Raw genomic sequence first — 16,255 nt, forward strand, 5'->3', positions numbered from 1 at the left:
CCTGTCCCGGTGCGATGTCCGATGCAGTGTCGGAGAGGTGACGGACCCGTGCGTCACGGGTCCGTCACGAGTCCGCCTTGGAGACCCAGAGAGCGTTTCGCGTACAGGACGGTCTGTACACGGTTGGGGGTGCCCAATTTGGCGTAGATACGGCTCAGATAGTTGCGCACGGTCTTCGGGCGAATGCCCAGAGCGGTGGCGATGCAGGCGGTCTCCTGGTCGTCGGCGACCAGGGACAGGATCTGCCGTTCGCGCTCGGTCAGCGTCGAGAGCGCCGCGTCGTCGCCGCGGTGGCGGCCCGCCACGAGCTGCAGGATCGGCCCCGCGGTGGCCGCGGTGAACGCGGCGCCGTCGCGGTGCACGGCGAGGAGTGTCCCGTGCAGTTCGTCCGCGTCGATGCTGCGGGAGAGATAGGCGTTGGCGCCCGCCACGAAGGCCTCTCGCATATAGACCGGCTGCTGGTTGGAGGAGAGGATGACGATGCGCACGTGGCCGGATTCCCGGCGAATGGCCCGGATCGCGTCCACACCGCCCGTCCCGGGCACGCCGAGCCCCATCACGACGATCTGCGGGCGGTGCCCGCGTAAGTGCTCCACCGCCGCGGCGGCGTCATGGGCGATGGACACCACGGAGAATTCCGTAAAGTCGTCCAGAAGCTTTCGGAAACCTTCGAGCACGAGTTGTTCGCTGTCGACGAGCAGGATCTTTATCGATGACACTTATATCCCCCAGGGTTCCGCATTCACGACTGTGAAAGATCAGAACAGAGGGACATCAAGTGTTGTGCTCCGCGCCCCCGTTGGCTGATTTTCATCGTCGACGAATCATCTGCCTGAGCTGATGCTACACCCCTCTCGTAAACTCTCATTCGGTGAATAGTAAATTATCCGACCGGCGCCGCACGGCAGTTTGTTGGAATCGCAGATTCCTTTCGCGCACTGATCGGAATTCGATTGAAATCCGTAGGGAGGCGTGACGCGGGGTGACGTCCGGGCGTCTCCGAAGCGACGTACCCTCGGCCGCTCCCCAGTCATCGGAGCGATGTTGCGCGATCGAGCCAACATTGGCCCCATCGCGGTCAGTTGGGCTCATTGACATCCGATGTATTCGACCCTACGTTCCCGAGCGACCCGTCAACCTCAGGGAGCCGCCCCATGCGCACACAGCTCAGTCGCACCCGGCGAAGAGTCGCCGGGATCGCCCTGCTCCTCGCCTCGGCCCTCGCCGCCACCGCAGTCCCCGCCGCGGTCGCGGCCCCGACGGAACCCCCCGCAGCCCCGACTCCGGCCCCGACCGCAGCACCGGTCACGGCCCCCGGAACCGACCACGCCACCGACGATCCCTTCACCGCCGACCGCACCAACTGGTGGCGGCAGGACCGCTTCGGCATGTTCATCCACTTCGGCGCCTACTCCAACCTGGAGGGCGAGTACAAGAAGGCCGACGGTTCCGTCTGCCGTGACGCCGAGTGGATCCAGCGCCAGTGCGACATCCCGAAGGCCGAGTACGAGAAGCAGGCGGCCACCTTCAACCCGGCCGACTTCGACGCGAAGGCCGTGGTCAAGGCGGCCAAGGACGCCGGAATGCGCTACATCGTCATCACCTCGAAGCACCACGAGGGGTACGCGATGTGGCCCACGAAGGTGGGCGGCTGGAACCTGCGCGACCACTCCTCCTTCGACAAGAAGCGCGACATCCTCGCCGAGCTGAAGAAGGCGTCCGACGACGCGGGCATCAAGCTCGGCTTCTACTACTCGATCTGGGACTGGCACGACCCCGACTTCCCGGACCCCGCCACCTTCCCGAAGTACGAGAAGCGGATGCGCGCCCAGCTCAAGGAGCTCGTCGACACCTACGACCCCGCTCTGCTCTGGTTCGACGGCGAGTGGGACACCGACAAGCCCCACAACCCCTGGACGGCCAAGGACGGCGAGAGGCTTGAGGCCTACCTCCGCGACCTCGACCCGGACCTGATCATCAACAACCGTGTCGGCAAGCGCCGCGTCGTCGACGGCGACTACGGCACCCCCGAGCAGGAGATCCCCGGCGCCCCGGTCGACGGCCAGCTCTGGGAGTCCTGCATGACCCTCAACGGCCACTGGGGCTTCGCCCGCTACGACACGGACTGGAAGTCGCCGGCCACCCTGGTCAGGAACCTCCTCTCCACCACGTCCCGCAGCGGCAACTACCTCCTGAACGTCGGCCCCGACGCCCGCGGCCGCATCCCGCAGCCGTCCGTGGACCGCCTGAAGGAGACGGGCGACTGGCTGCGCACGGCGGGCCAGGGGAACGCGGTGTTCGGTGCGCGCTACGGCGGCCTCGTCGAGGAGCCGTCCTGGGGTTCGGTCAGCCGCAAGGGCGACAAGCTGTACGCGGCGGTCAACCAGTGGCCCGCGTCCGGCGCCGCCCTGCACCTGAAGGCGCGTACGGACTTCGAGGTCACGGGGGCGCGCGTGCTCGGCAGCGACCAGAAGGTGACCGTCACCGAGTCCGGCGACGGCATCGACCTGCGGCCGTCCGGCGCCGCGACCAACGACATCGCCACGGTGGTCGAGCTCAAGGTCGATCCCGGGCCGACGGCCCGCCCCGGCAAGGGCAAGGGCCTCAAGCAGGAGATCTTCGACAACGCGGACCTGAGCGGCACCCCGAAGATCACCCGCACCGACCGGACCCTCAACCACGCCTGGAAGTACGAGGGCTCACCGGCGGCGGGCATCCCCTCCGACAAGTTCAGCGTCCGCTGGACCGGCAAGCTTCAGCCGCGCCGCTCCGAGACGTACACGCTGACGACCGTCTCCGACGACATGGCGCGGGTGTGGATCGACGGCAAGCTGGTCATCGACTCGTGGACGCCGCACGAGCCGAAGCTCGACAAGGCCGCCGTCGCCCTCACCGCGGGCAAGCGGCACTCGATCAAGGTCGAGTACGCGGAACAGACCGGCGAGGCCCACCTGAAGCTCCTCTGGTCGAGCCCCGGCCAGGAGCAGCAGATCGTACCGGCGACGCAGCTGTACGCGCCCTGAGCCGACGCCCGGCCTCTTCTGTCAGGCGATTCGGGCCCCAAGTCCTCGAAAGTGGGGACTTGGGGCCCCTGCCGTGAGGACCAATGGCGAGCATTTTCCGTACTTCGGAATTGGCAGTGTTGATCGACGCCAACTGGGCAGACGACCGTTCGTCGAACTCTGATCACCCAGGTCAGAGGCTCGATGACAGCCCATCACCGAACAAGAGAGTGACTGCACCGTGAGCGCGCCAGAAGCCCCCGAAATACCGGCACCGCCCGCTCCGGAGGCCATTGCGCGCCACCGCACGCTCTTCCGCGCGATCCACCGCCGCAAGAACCCGCGCCTGCGCCAGTCGGACATCACCGTCACCGAAGAGGCCCAGGTCAAGCGCGCGGTCAAGGCGACCGCGCTGGGCAACGCCATGGAGTGGTACGACTTCGGCGTCTACGCCTACCTCGCGGTGATCATCGGCAAGGAGTTCTTCCCCTCCGGCAACGACACCGCGCAGACCCTCTCCTCCCTGGCCACCTTCGCTGCGGCCTTCCTGGTGCGCCCCATCGGCGGCATGGTGTTCGGGCCGCTCGGCGACCGGGTCGGCCGCAAGAAGATCCTCGCGCTGACCATGATCATGATGTCGGCGGCGACCCTCGCGATCGGCCTGATCCCGAGCTACTCCACCATCGGCGTCTGGGCACCCGTCCTCCTCGTCCTGTGCCGCATGGTGCAGGGCTTCTCCACGGGCGGTGAGTACGGCGGCGCCGCGACCTTCATCGCCGAGTACGCGCCCGACAAGCGCCGTGGTTTCTGGGGCTCCTTCCTGGAGTTCGGCACCCTGATCGGCTACACCGTGGCCGCCGTCCTCGTCACCGCCCTGACCATGGGTCTCAGCGACGGTGCCATGCAGTCCTGGGGCTGGCGCATCCCGTTCATGGTGGCGGCGCCGCTCGGCCTCATCGGCCTCTACCTGCGACTGAAGCTCGACGAGTCGCCCGCCTTCCAGAAGATGGCGGAAGCGGAGAGCGGGCCGGCCGCGGAACGCCAGAAGAAGTCCTTCAGGGACTCCTTCTTCGGCCAGTGGAGGCCGATGCTGCTCTGCATCGCCCTGGTGGCGGCGTTCAACGTCACCGACTACATGCTGCTCTCCTACATGCCGACGTATCTGACGGAGCTCGGCTTCGGCGAGACCGGCGGCCTGATGTCCATCGTGATCGTCATGCTGATCCTGATGGCCCTCATCAACTCGGTCGGCCGCCTCTCCGACCGCATCGGCCGCAAGCCGGTCCTGATGGCCGGCTCGGTGGGCTTCTTCGTCCTGGCCATCCCGGCCTTCCTCCTCATCAAGCAGGGCGGCACCGTCGCGGTCTTCACGGGCCTGCTCATCCTGGGTCTCGCGCTGGTCTGCTACCTGGGCGCCATGTCCTCGTCGCTGCCGGCCCTCTTCCCGACGGACGTCCGCTACGGCTCCCTGTCCATCGGCTTCAACGTCTCGGTCTCGCTCTTCGGCGGTACGACCCCGCTGGTGGTGGCGGCCCTGATCGGCGCCACCGGCAACGACTTGATGCCCGCGTTCTACACGATGCTGGCGGGCCTCGTCGGCATCATCGCGGTGGCCGCCATGAAGGAAACGGCCCGCCAGCCCCTGGAGGGCTCCCCGCCGTCGGTGGCGACGGCGCAGGAGGCCAGGGAACTGGTGGAGGCACAGCGCCCCTGACGCCTACGCCCCCGGCTCCAGGACGTCCACTTGGGGCAGGGACCGGTGCCGGTGGTGGGCGGCGGCTATTTCCGCGAGGCCCGGGCGGTCCAGCGCACGGTAGGCCAGTACGAGGAGTTCGTTCGCGAGTGCCTCGCGGGCCGGGTCGCCTCCCGACGCCCAGTGCAGGTCGCGGCCCAGGACCAGGGCCTCCGAGGGGTCGCCTGCCGTGCACCGGCGGCGGGCTTCCCGAACGCTCGTTTCGAGGGCGGCGGCGTCGTCGAACAGGGCGTACATGTACGTCGCGAACTTGTACTCGTCCGCTCCGTTGTGAGGGGGACGGTCGAGGGCGGTCTCGCCCGGCACGAGGGCGCCGGCGCCGTCCAGCGTCGTGACGCGGTCGTGGTCCACCGGCAGGCGCATGGTGTCGTACGCCCGGGAGTAGGCGGAGCCCACCTCGGTCCTGTCCGCGGTCTCCAGGGCCGTCACCGCGTCGCGCAGCAGTGCCAGGGCGGAGAGCCTGGCGGCCGTATCCGGGTCCTGGAGGTCGTACTCGAGGTCGCGCCGGCTCCGTTCGACGATCGACCGCACCGCTTCCAGCGGGGTGGCCGAACGGGTGTCGATCCCGCCGCCGTCGTTGTTGTAGTACGACGCGACTCCCCGACAGGTGCGGCCGTCGTCGAACCACAGGCCGAAGTGCAGTCCGTCGGAACCGCCGTGCATGAAGGTGAGGAACTCGGGCGGATCGCGGTAGTAACGGCCGTGCACGCGTACGTCGATGCCGTCGAGTGCCCGGCGCCCGGCATCCGCGAACAGGTCCATGATGCCCGTCGGGCTCACCATCAGGTCCTGGAGCGCCTGGTTCCCGGCGGGCCCGAGGAACCCCGGGAACTCCCGGAACCGGAAGACGGACTCGGGCAGTTCAAGCCCCCAGTCCCGCCGGAACCGCTCCTCGACGACAGCCCGGTCCGCCGGGCGGCCCCCGGTTTTCTCTGCGCTCATCACAACCCCCCGTTCCCCTCCAGGCTACTGATGGCCTCTGACAGCCACCTTTTCTCCTCCGTACCGGTGGCGCGGGCGATCCGGAGCATGCCCTGGCGGAACAGGTCGGGTGCCTCCTCCGCGGACAGCGGGTTTCCGTCGCGGTAGAAGAAGCTCGCCGGTGTGTCCAGGAAGGCCTGGCGGCGGCGGAGTACGGCGGCCTGCTCGGCCGGGTCGGGGAGGTGGCGCAGGAACGCGAGCAGGGTGAAGAAGCGCTGTCCGTCCGTGATTTCGGCGTCCTTGGGCTCCCGGAGGCGGGCGAGCAGTTCGCTGCGCCCGGCCTGCGTGAGGGAGAGGATCCGGCGGGGCGCGGCACTCTTGCCCGGCTCGGTGCGCTGCTCGACGAGGCCCGCCTTCACCAGGCGGGTGATCGCCGGATAGAGCGCGCCGTCACTCACGGGGCGGATGTGACCGCTGAGGCCCTGGATGCGGGTCTTGAGGTCGTAGCCGTGCAGGGGCTCCTCGTAGAGGAAGCCCAGAATCGACAGCTCCAGCATGGAGTTGAGCCCTTCTTCCCTGTCTCTCCCTTGTCCACCGTGCGCGGTTGATGCTATCTCTTTCCGCTGTACCTCGAATCGATGTACAGCGGAAAGAGGGGGGACTGTCATGGGGTCGACGTCGCCACCGGCAGAGCACCGGCGCCGACTCGTGTCGCTCGCGTATCCGGTCTACTTCGAGCTCCTGGCCGGAGTCACCGCCGGGATCATCAACATGATCTGGGTGGCCCGGCTCGGCGGGGCCGCCGTCGCCGCCGTGGCCGTCGCCACGAACGTCGAGAACCTGCTGCTCGGCGTCATCCTCATGGCCGGGTCCGGTACGACGGTCCTTCTCGCGCGGGCCAGGGGGGCGCGCGAGGCGGCGGCGGTACGGTCGGCGGTGCGCGGCGGCTGGGCACTGTGGGTGCTGATCACACCGGTCGTGGCCGTCGGCGGATACCTGTGCCGGGAGCCGCTGGCCCGCCTCGTGCTCGGCGGCGGCGGTGAGGGCGACGCGCTCGCCCTCACCACCGGCTACTTCGCGATCGCCCTGCCGGGGACGGCGGTGTACTTCGCCACGAACGTCGTCGACGGCATCCTCAAGGGCGCGGGCGACACCCGCACCCCGATGCGGCTCGCCCTGCTGGCCAACGGCCTGATCCTGGCCCTCGATCCGCTCTTCATCCTCGGCCTCGGGCTCGGCGTGCGCGGGGCGGCGATCGCCACCGTGCTCGGCAGGTCGGTCGCGTTGCTCTGCGGTCTGGTCGCGCTGCGGCGCAACGACGTGCTGCGGGCAGCGCTCAAGGAGCGGGGGAGCGGGCGGCGCCTTGGTGCCGACGCGCGCAGGACGGCGGCGACCGGCTTCCCCATGGCGGCGGACTTCGTCGTACGGATGACGGGCGCCCTCGTCCTGGTCGCGGTCGTCGCCAGGATCGGCGTCGGGGAGGTCGCCGCGTACGGCATCGCGACCAAGGCCATGTACGTGGCGACGATGGCCTTCTACTCCGTACGCCAGGCCGCCGCCATCCACACCGCCCACCTGCTCGGCGCCGGACGCGACGAGCGGCGGGCCGTCGGGCGCCAGGCGCTGTTCGTCGCCGGGGTGCTCGGCCTCGCGGCCGCGCTGCTGCTGCTCGTCGCCGGGCCGTGGATCATGCGGGGCTTCGGCGCCGAGGGTGAGGTGGCCGACGCGGGGGCGCTCTATCTGCGCTGCCTGGGGCCGTACTTGGTGCTCCTCGCCTGCTTCATCGCGCTGGGCGGGGTGTTCGAGGGCAGCGGCGGCAGTCCGGCTCTCGTGCGCATCACGGCAGGGGGAGTGACGGTGCAGCTGGTGGTGGCGTACGGCCTGTCCGGAATGGGGCTGCCCGGCATCTGCCTGGCCATGGCGGGGGCCATGGCCCTGCAGTGTGCGGCGGTCGCCCGCCTGTACCGGCGTACGGAACAGCCTCCGGTGCGCCGGATCAAGCGGGCCGCAGGTGCCGGGGTCAGTCGCAGAGGCGGGAGGTGGTGACGTAGCCGCCCGCGTTCTCGTCGTCCGTACCGAGGGCGGCGCGGTGGGAGCCGGGGAGGCAGTGCAGGGCCTCGATCTTGTGGTCCTTGAACTTTTCGAGCAGCTCGGGCGACTTGGCGAGCGAAAGCCGCACCGCACCCGCGCGGGTCACGGACAGCCTGCCCGCATCGCTCACGGCGGAGTCGAACGGCCCGTCGTCCCCCGAGTCCGACGCCGAACTGACCAATACACGGCCCGACTTGGTCACGTCGATGTCCGAGACGTGCCGGACATCTCCCGACGGATACGGCGCACGGAACGCCGACTTCTGCACCTTCCCGAACTCCGACTCGCCGTAGGAGCTGAACGAGAACGGCGCCGAGTGCACCGTCGCCGGACGCTTCTTGCCCGCGCCGCGGTCCGCCCAGAGGGCGGCCAGCTTTCCGTTCCGCGACGTCAGCGAGAAGCTCTCGAAGTCGTCCCCGTCACCGATCGCGGGGAGCGGGGAGATGTCGAGGACCTCGACCGCCTGCTGCGTGCCGTGTGCCTTCAGGTGGTAGACGAGCCCGCGGCTCGCCACGGCCACGTACTCGTCCGACGTGCCCGGCACCCGGTCGAGGGCTTCGAGGTCGACCGGCTCGGCGGCGCCCTGCCAGGCGACCGGCGTCACCTCGGCATCGGCGCCGGGGCGGTAGGCGACCTCGGCGAGGCGGTTCTCGCCGGGGCGCTTGTTGTCGCGCACGACGAGGGCCCTGAGGCCGTCCCCGGAATCCGAGGTGACGGCAAGGCCGCTGACCCCGGACTTGATGTCGTCCCCGACCTGCTGCCACCGGGGGTCCGTGGGCGGCTGCGCCACGGTCGGGCCGGTGGCGAGGAGCACCGCAACTCCTGCTCCGAGTGCGGTCATTGCGGCCAGGGCTGACTTGCGCATGTGCGGGGGGCCTTTCGCTCGGTGTTCGTTCGGGACTCGCGGGTGGTGCTCGCTCGGTGCTCTCGGGGGGTATGACGCGCGTAGATCCGCGACTGGCCGGACCGTAGTGGCCCGGCCGCCGTGAGGCAAGCACTGTCCCTGAACTGGTTCAACGCGTGGATTCACACCATCGTCGGCTCGCGGTGGTCCCGCTCGACGGCGATGGCTCCCGCCTCCCGTCCCGGCCGCAGAAGGGCCGCGGCCAGGGCGAAGCCCGCGGCCGCGATGCCCGTGGCCACCCAGAAGGCGAGGCGGTACCCGTCGGCCGTGGCCGCCGCCACGCTCTGCCCGCCGTCCGCGAGCAGGCCCTCCGTGCGGCTCGCCGCCAGCGTGGTCAGGACGGCAAGACCCAGCGAACCGCCCACCACCTGGGTCGTGCTGAAGAGACCGGAGGCCAGTCCCGCGTCCTCCTCGCGCGCCCCGGACATCGCGAGCCCCGTCACCGCGGGCATCGACGCCGCGAACCCGGAGCCGAGCAGCAGCATCGAGGGGAGTACGTCCACGACGTACGAACCGTCGGCGGGCAGGCGGCCGAGGAGGGCGAGGCCGGCCGTGATGAGGACGAGGCCCGCGAGCAGCGACCGGTAGGGGCCGAAGCGGCCGATCACCCTGGCCGACAGGCCCAGCATCAGGACGCCGATGATGACCGGGGCGGGCAGGAACGCGAAACCGGTCTTCAACTCGCCGTATCCGAGCACCCGTTGGAAGTAGAGCGCGCCGATGTACTGGAAGCCGAACATGCCCGCGATCATCAGGATCTGCACGGCGTTGGCGCCGGTCAGTGTGCGCGAGCGGAAGACGCGCAGGCGCACCAGGGGGCGCGCCGTGCGGGCCTGGCGCAGGGCGAAGGCGGCGTACAGGGCGAGGGAGAGTGCGGCGAGCGCGAGGGTGGCGGGCGTCCCGTGCCCGGCGGAGCCGACGATCGTGTAGACGGTGAGCATCAGCGCGCCGGTGATGAGCGCCGCGCCCGGATAGTCGGCGCCCCCGGCCAGGCCGGTGCCGCGGTCGTCGGCAAGGACGCGCAGTGCCGCGACGAGCGCGAGGGCCCCGATCGGCAGGTTGATCAGGAAGATCCAGTGCCAGTTGAGGGCCTCGGTGAGCGCGCCGCCCAGGAACGTGCCGATCGCGCCGCCCGCCGCGCCGACCGCGCTGAACACCGCGATGGCCCTGGCCTGTTCGCGCGGCTCGGGAAAGAGTGCCACCAGCATGCCGAGTACGACCGCCGAGGTCATCGCCCCGCCGACACCCTGCACGGCGCGTGCGGCGATCAGCAGGCCCTGGTCGGTGGCGACTCCGCACAGCGCGGACGCCGCGGTGAACACGGCGAGACCCGAGACGAACATCCGCTTGCGACCGATGAGATCGCCGAGCCGTCCCGCGAGGAGGAGGAGACCGCCGAACGCAATGAGGTAGGCGTTCACCACCCAGGCCAGGCCCGGTGCCGAGAAGCCGAGGTCGCTCTGGATGGCGGGCATCGCCACGGTCACGATGTTGCCGTCGATGATCGTCATCAGGAGGCCAGAGGACAGAACGGCGAGCGACGTCCGGCGGGAGCGTGCTGTTGCGCGCCGGTCCCCGGCCTCGGGAACATGGGCATCGGACACGATGAAAACCTCCATGAACTGCATAGGTGCACGACTTGTAACGGGCCTCATCGTGCGTGACCATGAAGTCGGGGAGAAGGAGGAACTTCGATGTCCCAAGGGAACACCGGTGTAACGGCGCAGGTGGTGAACGCGCAGGCGTGCCCGCTGCGGGAAGTTCTTGACAGGGTGGTGGGGAAATGGAGCATCCCGATCCTGGTCGCGGCGGCCCACGGCCCGATCCGCTTCACCGAACTGGAGCGCAGCATCGAGGGCATCAGCCGCCGCATGCTGACCCTTACCCTGCGGAACCTGGAGCGCGACGGCCTGCTCACGCGCACGGTGTTTCCGACGGTGCCGCCGAAGGTCGAGTATGAACTGACGCCTGTGGCGAAGGAGTTGCACGGCACGCTGCTGACCCTGACGGGGTGGGCGGAGCGGCACCGGGTGACGATCGCACAGTCGCGGGCGGACTATGACGAGAAGCGGGGGCTGGTGTAGGCCGGTATCAGGTACCGGGCTGCACCAGCCCCCGAAGTCCCATGTCGGAGGGGGCGGTTACGGCTTGCGGGCCACCGCTCCGTACGCGTCGACCGGCGTCGTGTCTTCGGTCTCCGGGCGCCACCGGGTGACCTGGGAAACGCCCGGCTCCACCAGCTCAAGACCGTCGAAGAAGCCGCCGATCTCCTCGATGCTGCGGACGTGGTACGGGATGGCGCCGCTCTTGTTGTACGCGTCCGATGCCGCGATCATGCCCGTGCTGGTGGCCGTGCCGTCGCTGATCACCAGATAGCTACCGGACGGCAGGCCCGCCATGAGCTGGGACACCAGATCGCGCGCCTGCTCGTAATCGGTGACGTGACCAAGGGTGTTGAGGATCATCAGCGCGACCGGCCGGGAGAGATCCAGGGTCGCGCTCGCGGCCTTCAGGATCGCCTTGGGGTCGTAGAGGTTTGCGTCGATGTACGCGGTGACGCCCTCGGGTGTGCTGGTGAGCAGCGCGCGGGCGTGGGCCAGGACGAGCGGGTCGTTGTCCACGTACACGATGCGGGCGTCCGGGGCCGCGCGCTGGGCGACCTCGTGCGTGTTGTCGGCGGTCGGCAGGCCCGTACCGATGTCCAGGAACTGGCGGACGCCCTGCTCCGTCGCCAGATGGCGGACCACGCGGCCGAGGAACAGACGGCTCAGGCGCGCCACGTCGACGAGGCCGGGGTGGATCCCCTTGATGTAGTCGCCGAGTTCGCGATCCTTTTCGTAGTTGTCCTTGCCGCCCACGAAATAGTTCCAGAAGCGCGCGGAGTGCGGCGTGCTGGTGTCGATGCGCGCGCGTATGTCCGCGGCCGCCTCGGCTTGGGGGTCTTGCTCCGACACGGGGGCCTCCTGTGAGTGAGCGGGCCTGTTGGTTACTTGAAAGAACGATCACCTGCCAATCTAGTTCCCGGGACCGCCGCTCAGAGGCCGATCACGGCAGGATCGTCGGCCAGCGCCCTGAAGTGTTCGCGCGGGTCTGCCACCATCTGCCGTGCGCCGAGGTCCAACAGGCCACCGACGGAGTGCAGTTCCGCGGCCTTGGTGCCGTCCTTCTTGAGGATCAGCTGCTGGATGCGGAACGTCTTGCGCTCGCCCCAGAGGAAGACACAGGTCACGTCCACCTCGTCACCCGCGCGCAGTTCGCTGAAGTAGCGGATGGTGTTCTCCAGGGCGACCGGGCCGACCCCCTTGGCGAGCAGATCGGCCTGCTCGATGCCCGCCGCGCGCAGCACCGACCAGCGGGCGTGCTCGGCGTACTGCAGATAGACGGCCTGGTTGAGATGACCCTGGGCGTCGGTCTCATACCCACGGACGCTGATGCTCACGGAAAAGGGCTCCGCCACGACATTCCTTCCAACGGTTCGGCACGGCTGCTGCTTCACATCACTTCACGAACTGCTGCCTAGCCCCTGCGGGGCGAGGCGAGGAGATACCGCGCGTCACGGGGCCGCTCGGCGTGTTCGCTGACCTGCCATCCCGCGGCCTCCAGCGCCGTCGCGCACGCCCGCAGCCCGTCGGGCGCCGCGTCGCGCACGGCGACGGCCTCGGGCTGCGGCGTCTCGCCCACCCGATATCCCCCGGGCCCGGGCGGGCAGCCCGCGGCCTCCAGGGCCAGCGCGGCGGCCTGCACCAGATGCGCCCGCTCCCAGCCGCAAGGGCGGTCCCGCGCGCCGTCGGGATTGGTCATGCGGCGCATCTCCAGGAGCCCCTCCCAGGCGCTGCGCACCTCACGTGCCCGGGCCGGGCTCCCGGCACCGGGCGGCGGTATCGGCTCGGCGCCGGTGCGGGCGGCGAAGAGGCCGGAGTCGGCGGGGGCGGCCGGGGAAGGGCCCGTACCACCGCCCGGCGCGTCGGTGGCGCGGCCGCTCGCGGCGTCTTCCCGTACGCGATGACCCGTGGGCGTCAGGAAATAGGCGTGCGGCGGCCGGGGGTGCCGGAAGGCGAGGCGGTGGCGCACGAGTGACGCCAGCTGTGCCTCGCTTCCGGTGAGACGGCCCGTCGCCGGGTCCGCGGCCTCGATGATCCGCCGCTGGGCGGCCGTCGGAGGCTTCGTCATGAGCTCACCTCTTCCCCGGGTCATGCTGCCTGGTTCCGATAGTGCCTCGTGCCACTGACAACGGCCGCGGGACGCCGGATGCCGGCCGGGCGCCGATTCAGCGAATGGTGCCCGTGGCGGGGTCGACCACCTTCTCGGCGACGAGTTCGAGCGTGCGCCGGTCGTCGTCGGCGGTGCCGCGCTCGCCGGGTGTGCCGGGGTAGGTGTCGAGCAGGACGTCCGTGGCGCCGAGCCCGGCCAGTGTCTCCAGGTCGGCGCGGAGCTGGTCGACGCTGCCGTGCCCGAGGGGGCGCTCCGCGGTGTCCGGCTGCGGGGCGAGGCGGAGCTGGAGGCGGGGCACCAGGTCCGGCACGGGGCGCCCGGCGGCCCCGGCCTCCGCGGCGATGCGGGGCAGCGCATCGCGCAGGACGTCGAGCGTCGGCATGAACGGGTGCCAGCCCTCGCCTAGACGGGCCGCGCGGCGCTGGGCCGCGGGGGAGTTGCCGCCCACCCAGACGGGCAATTGCGCCGCGGGCAGGGGAGCGTTGTGGATGCCTTCGTAGGAGACGTAGCGCCCCTGGAACGAGGTGGTCTCCTCGGCCCAGGACGCGCGGATCGCGGTGAGGTACTCGTCCGTGATGGCGCCGCGCTCGTCGAAGGGGACGCCGAGGGCCTCGTACTCGGCGCGGGACCAGCCGACACCGGCGCCGAGGATGAACCCGGCGTCGTTCAGCTGGTCGATGTTGGCGGCGAGGCGGGCGGTCTGGAGCGGGTGGCGGTAGGGGATCACGGTGATCGTGGTGCCGAGCCGCAGCCCCGGTACGCGGCCCGCGAGGTGGGCGGCGAGCACGAACTGGTCGTAGAACGGGGCCGGATAGACCGAGTGCACGTCAGGGGTGACCGTGATGTGGTCGGAGATCATCGCAAAGCCGAACCCGAGGTCACGGGCGTCGGTCGCCTGCCGGACGAGGGAGTCCGGGGTGGTGCCGGAGCCGAAATTGAGGAGGTTAACGCCGTATCGCATGGCGGCAAGTCTTGATGATCTTCGGGGCCCGTGTCGAACCGGGGGGCCACCGGACCGGGCAGCGACAGGATCGCGAGCGGGCCGACCGGGGAAACCGGCCGCCGCGACGGGCCGACCGGGGAAACCGGCCGGCCCGGACACCGGCTACTTGCTCATCGCGAAGCGCATCAGGGCCTGCTCGTCGCCCTGCTTGATCTTTCCGGTCTCATTGATGACCTGGAGCTTCCAGCTCCCGCCGTCCCGGATCGCCTTGGCCACGGCGCAGCCGTTGTCGTTCGTGAGCAGGCTCGGCCAGATGTCGGCGACCTGCTGGGTGGTGCCGCCCGTGGCGTCGTACACCTTGAAGCTGATGTTGCGCGCGTTCTGGAAGGCGCTGCGCTTCTTGTACGCGGCGGCGACGAACACGATGGACGTGATGTTGTCCGGCACGCGCGCGAACTCGACGGTCACCGTCTCGTCGTCGCCGTCGCCCTTGCCCGTCTGGTTGTCCCCGCTGTGCAGCAGCGAGCCGTTGCCCAGCGGGTCGAGGGAGTCGAGACCGGCGAGGCGCACCGGGTCCGCGCCCGCCATCGCGATGGCGATCAGGTCGAGGTCCGTGCCGGCCTTCTGGCGGAGCTTGCCCATCAGGCCGCCGCTGCTGCCGACGGTGGGGTCCCAGGACACCCCTATGGAAAGGTGGGTCACTCCGCCGAGGTCAGCCGGTCCGTCTTCCTTCTTGAGCGTGATCATTCGTGATCCTTCTTGGTGGTGAGAGAGCTATATGGGACAGAGTGTGCCTGGTTTTGCGGGCGGATGTTCCAGCTCGCCACCACCGGGCGTCCGTGCTCCGTGCTGAGGCGGCAGACGGTCCCCGTCGCCAGCTGGAACAGCGCACCTCCCGACGCGGGCAGTCCGAGGCGCCGGGCCGTCAGGACCCGCAGGAAATGGGAGTGGGCGAAGAGGACCACGCTGCCCTCGTTGTTGGCGAGAGCCGCGTCGACCTTGGCCAGCATCCGGTCGGCCCGCTCGCCGACCTGCTCCGGGGTCTCACCGGGGTGCTCGGCGGGGCCCGGGGCCACTCCGTCCGTGAAGAGGTACCAGTCGGGGCGGGTGCGGTGGATCTCCACCGTGGTGACCCCCTCGTACGCCCCGTAGTCCCACTCGCTCAGGTCGGGATCGACGCGGGCGACCGGGAATCCGGCCAGCTCCGCCGTCTCGCGGGCCCGCTCCCGCGGGCTGGTGAACGCCGCCCCGATCCGGAACCTCCCGATCAGCGGTGCGAGCCCTTCGGCCTGCTCCCTGCCGTTCTCGGTGAGCGGGATCTCGGTCCAACTGGTGTGCTGCCCCGTCAGGGACCACTGGGTCTCGCCGTGCCGGACGAGGAGCAGGTCACCCATGGTGAATCACAGTGGTGGGAATGCGCGCTTCGGTGGTCATGTCTCCCGATCCTGCTCCAATGTCACGACTTTGCCCAAGCTACGCCGCCGTTCGTCACACGCGTGCCGCGGCCCCCGGCCACCGGGCCCGGGGCCGCACCCGGCTGCTCAGTTGCCCACCGGTGCTCAGTTGCCCACCGGGCGTCCCCTTCCGGGTGATCCGGTCGGCAGGTTGCCTGCCCCGTGCGGATCGCCGCATTCATGATCACGACGAGAGTCCGCATCATGCGGGCCGCTGATCAGGGAGTGCGAACCGTGAAGTTCTCGCCGCGTACGGCCACCGCCGTCCTCGCCGCCTGCACGGCCTTGGGGCTGCCGCTGGCATCTCAGCCCGCCGGTGCCGATGCGCCGCCGCCCGTGGACAAGACCATTCCCAAGACGGCGCTGCCCGCCGCCACCGCGTTCCTCGACGACAAGGACGCCGACCTCGCCGAGGCCGTCGCCTACTGCCAGAACGGGCCGGACGCCTGCACGTTCACCGCCGACCCGGGAACCTACGCGTACTACGAGAAGGCGCGGGTCATCGGCGAGGCGTACTCCAACTGCACCCGCGACACGCTGGAGCGCGAGCGGACCGTCAGCTTCCGGGACGACGCGTTCGACAGCGTCAACCAGGCGCAGGACGGCCTGTTCCCGCACCGGACGCTGGCTCGTCCCAGGGCCACCAGCGCGATGGCCGAGCAGTTCGACAAGGCGCTTGAGGCCAAGGCGGGTGGGTGGACCTGGACCAGGTCCGAGAAGAGCACGGTGGAAGTGGACATCGAGCCCGGCGAGACGTCCTGGGTCGAGGTCCGGCCCGCCCGCAAACGGGTCTACGGATCGTTCCGCGCCGCGGGGCCCGACGCGCCGCCCTTCCGCATCGACGTCATCGTCGACAGCCCCGCCGCCGCGCCCGCGAGCCGCGTCTACCAGCGCACGGGGAAGATGACCGCCGCGGAGAAGCAGCAGTGCCGCGCCGGCCGGCCCTAGACGCGGGACCCTCGTACGACCATCGGC

16 protein-coding genes are annotated in these 16,255 nt (G+C 70.0%); 5 read left to right on the top strand and 11 right to left on the bottom strand.

Annotated elements, in window-relative coordinates:
• Positions 1–53 precede the first annotated feature (53 nt).
• Entirely contained in the window at positions 54–719 is a 666-nt protein-coding gene (locus ACWFR3_RS41620; protein WP_453739923.1) for a response regulator, read from the bottom strand.
• Between the two features lie 435 nt (positions 720–1,154).
• Between ACWFR3_RS41620 and ACWFR3_RS41625 the strand changes: the two genes are divergently transcribed.
• On the top strand, positions 1,155–3,023 hold the full coding sequence (locus ACWFR3_RS41625; RefSeq protein WP_453739924.1) for an alpha-L-fucosidase: 1,869 nt from the start codon (positions 1,155–1,157) through the stop codon (positions 3,021–3,023).
• Positions 3,024–3,243: 220 nt separating this feature from the next.
• A complete protein-coding gene (gene proP, locus ACWFR3_RS41630; RefSeq protein WP_453739925.1) occupies positions 3,244–4,716 on the top strand; it encodes a glycine betaine/L-proline transporter ProP in 1,473 nt (490 codons plus the stop codon).
• Between the two features lie 3 nt (positions 4,717–4,719).
• Here the strand turns inward: proP and ACWFR3_RS41635 are convergent, their stop codons facing one another.
• Positions 4,720–5,697, bottom strand: coding sequence for an ADP-ribosylation family protein (locus tag ACWFR3_RS41635; protein ID WP_453739926.1), 978 nt, complete (start codon positions 5,695–5,697; stop codon positions 4,720–4,722).
• On the bottom strand, positions 5,697–6,233 hold the full coding sequence (locus ACWFR3_RS41640; protein WP_453739927.1) for a PadR family transcriptional regulator: 537 nt from the start codon (positions 6,231–6,233) through the stop codon (positions 5,697–5,699). The genes ACWFR3_RS41635 and ACWFR3_RS41640 overlap by 1 nt, the downstream gene beginning before the upstream one ends.
• A 109-nt stretch (positions 6,234–6,342) precedes the next feature.
• On the opposite strand from ACWFR3_RS41640, the gene ACWFR3_RS41645 reads away from it, so the two are divergent.
• On the top strand, positions 6,343–7,722 hold the full coding sequence (locus ACWFR3_RS41645) for an MATE family efflux transporter (protein WP_453739928.1): 1,380 nt from the start codon (positions 6,343–6,345) through the stop codon (positions 7,720–7,722).
• Here ACWFR3_RS41645 and ACWFR3_RS41650 read toward each other — a convergent pair.
• Together ACWFR3_RS41650 and ACWFR3_RS41655 are read right to left on the bottom strand one after the other, a co-directional pair.
• On the bottom strand, positions 7,697–8,632 hold the full coding sequence (locus tag ACWFR3_RS41650) for a hypothetical protein (RefSeq protein WP_453739929.1): 936 nt from the start codon (positions 8,630–8,632) through the stop codon (positions 7,697–7,699). The two genes, ACWFR3_RS41645 and ACWFR3_RS41650, sit on opposite strands and share 26 nt — an antisense overlap.
• 161 nt (positions 8,633–8,793) lie before the next feature.
• On the bottom strand, positions 8,794–10,290 hold the full coding sequence (locus ACWFR3_RS41655; protein ID WP_453739930.1) for an MFS transporter: 1,497 nt from the start codon (positions 10,288–10,290) through the stop codon (positions 8,794–8,796).
• 75 nt (positions 10,291–10,365) lie between these two features.
• On the opposite strand from ACWFR3_RS41655, the gene ACWFR3_RS41660 reads away from it, so the two are divergent.
• Positions 10,366–10,755, top strand: a complete 390-nt coding sequence (locus ACWFR3_RS41660) for a winged helix-turn-helix transcriptional regulator (RefSeq protein WP_453739931.1) — start codon at positions 10,366–10,368, stop codon at positions 10,753–10,755.
• A gap of 57 nt (positions 10,756–10,812) precedes the next feature.
• Here ACWFR3_RS41660 and ACWFR3_RS41665 read toward each other — a convergent pair whose 3' ends face one another.
• The 6 genes from ACWFR3_RS41665 to ACWFR3_RS41690 form a co-directional block, all read right to left on the bottom strand.
• Entirely contained in the window at positions 10,813–11,625 is an 813-nt protein-coding gene (locus ACWFR3_RS41665; protein ID WP_453739932.1) for an SAM-dependent methyltransferase, read from the bottom strand.
• Positions 11,626–11,705: 80 nt separating this feature from the next.
• Positions 11,706–12,128 (bottom strand): acyl-CoA thioesterase, encoded by a 423-nt coding sequence (locus ACWFR3_RS41670; RefSeq protein WP_453739933.1) that lies wholly within the window; start codon positions 12,126–12,128, stop codon positions 11,706–11,708.
• A gap of 59 nt (positions 12,129–12,187) precedes the next feature.
• A complete protein-coding gene (locus ACWFR3_RS41675; RefSeq protein ID WP_453739934.1) occupies positions 12,188–12,841 on the bottom strand; it encodes a hypothetical protein in 654 nt (217 codons plus the stop codon).
• Between the two features lie 97 nt (positions 12,842–12,938).
• Positions 12,939–13,844, bottom strand: a complete 906-nt coding sequence (locus tag ACWFR3_RS41680) for a TIGR03619 family F420-dependent LLM class oxidoreductase (RefSeq protein WP_453739935.1) — start codon at positions 13,842–13,844, stop codon at positions 12,939–12,941.
• Positions 13,845–13,988: 144 nt separating this feature from the next.
• On the bottom strand, positions 13,989–14,573 hold the full coding sequence (locus ACWFR3_RS41685) for a TerD family protein (protein WP_453739936.1): 585 nt from the start codon (positions 14,571–14,573) through the stop codon (positions 13,989–13,991).
• Positions 14,570–15,220 (bottom strand): histidine phosphatase family protein, encoded by a 651-nt coding sequence (locus tag ACWFR3_RS41690; RefSeq protein ID WP_453739937.1) that lies wholly within the window; start codon positions 15,218–15,220, stop codon positions 14,570–14,572. Before ACWFR3_RS41690 ends, ACWFR3_RS41685 begins: the two co-directional genes overlap by 4 nt.
• A 294-nt stretch (positions 15,221–15,514) precedes the next feature.
• Between ACWFR3_RS41690 and ACWFR3_RS41695 the strand changes: the two genes are divergently transcribed.
• The gene (locus ACWFR3_RS41695; protein WP_453739938.1) at positions 15,515–16,228 is read left to right on the top strand and encodes a hypothetical protein; all 714 of its coding nucleotides are present in this window, start codon (positions 15,515–15,517) and stop codon (positions 16,226–16,228) included.
• Positions 16,229–16,255 lie beyond the last annotated feature (27 nt).

Source organism: Streptomyces sp. NPDC055189 (genome assembly GCF_053606765.1).

Bases quoted from the DNA above. Each gene is read 5' to 3' on its own strand.
- ACWFR3_RS41625 (WP_453739924.1), top strand. From the start codon at position 1,155: ATGCGCACACAGCTCAGTCGCACCCGGCGAAGAGTCGCCGGGATCGCC.
- ACWFR3_RS41635 (WP_453739926.1), bottom strand. From the start codon at position 5,697: ATGAGCGCAGAGAAAACCGGGGGCCGCCCGGCGGACCGGGCTGTCGTC.
- ACWFR3_RS41640 (WP_453739927.1), bottom strand. From the start codon at position 6,233: ATGCTGGAGCTGTCGATTCTGGGCTTCCTCTACGAGGAGCCCCTGCAC.
- ACWFR3_RS41645 (WP_453739928.1), top strand. From the start codon at position 6,343: ATGGGGTCGACGTCGCCACCGGCAGAGCACCGGCGCCGACTCGTGTCG.
- ACWFR3_RS41650 (WP_453739929.1), bottom strand. From the start codon at position 8,632: ATGCGCAAGTCAGCCCTGGCCGCAATGACCGCACTCGGAGCAGGAGTT.
- ACWFR3_RS41655 (WP_453739930.1), bottom strand. From the start codon at position 10,290: ATGGAGGTTTTCATCGTGTCCGATGCCCATGTTCCCGAGGCCGGGGAC.
- ACWFR3_RS41660 (WP_453739931.1), top strand. From the start codon at position 10,366: ATGTCCCAAGGGAACACCGGTGTAACGGCGCAGGTGGTGAACGCGCAG.
- ACWFR3_RS41675 (WP_453739934.1), bottom strand. From the start codon at position 12,841: ATGACGAAGCCTCCGACGGCCGCCCAGCGGCGGATCATCGAGGCCGCG.
- ACWFR3_RS41680 (WP_453739935.1), bottom strand. From the start codon at position 13,844: ATGCGATACGGCGTTAACCTCCTCAATTTCGGCTCCGGCACCACCCCG.
- ACWFR3_RS41685 (WP_453739936.1), bottom strand. From the start codon at position 14,573: ATGATCACGCTCAAGAAGGAAGACGGACCGGCTGACCTCGGCGGAGTG.
- ACWFR3_RS41690 (WP_453739937.1), bottom strand. From the start codon at position 15,220: ATGGGTGACCTGCTCCTCGTCCGGCACGGCGAGACCCAGTGGTCCCTG.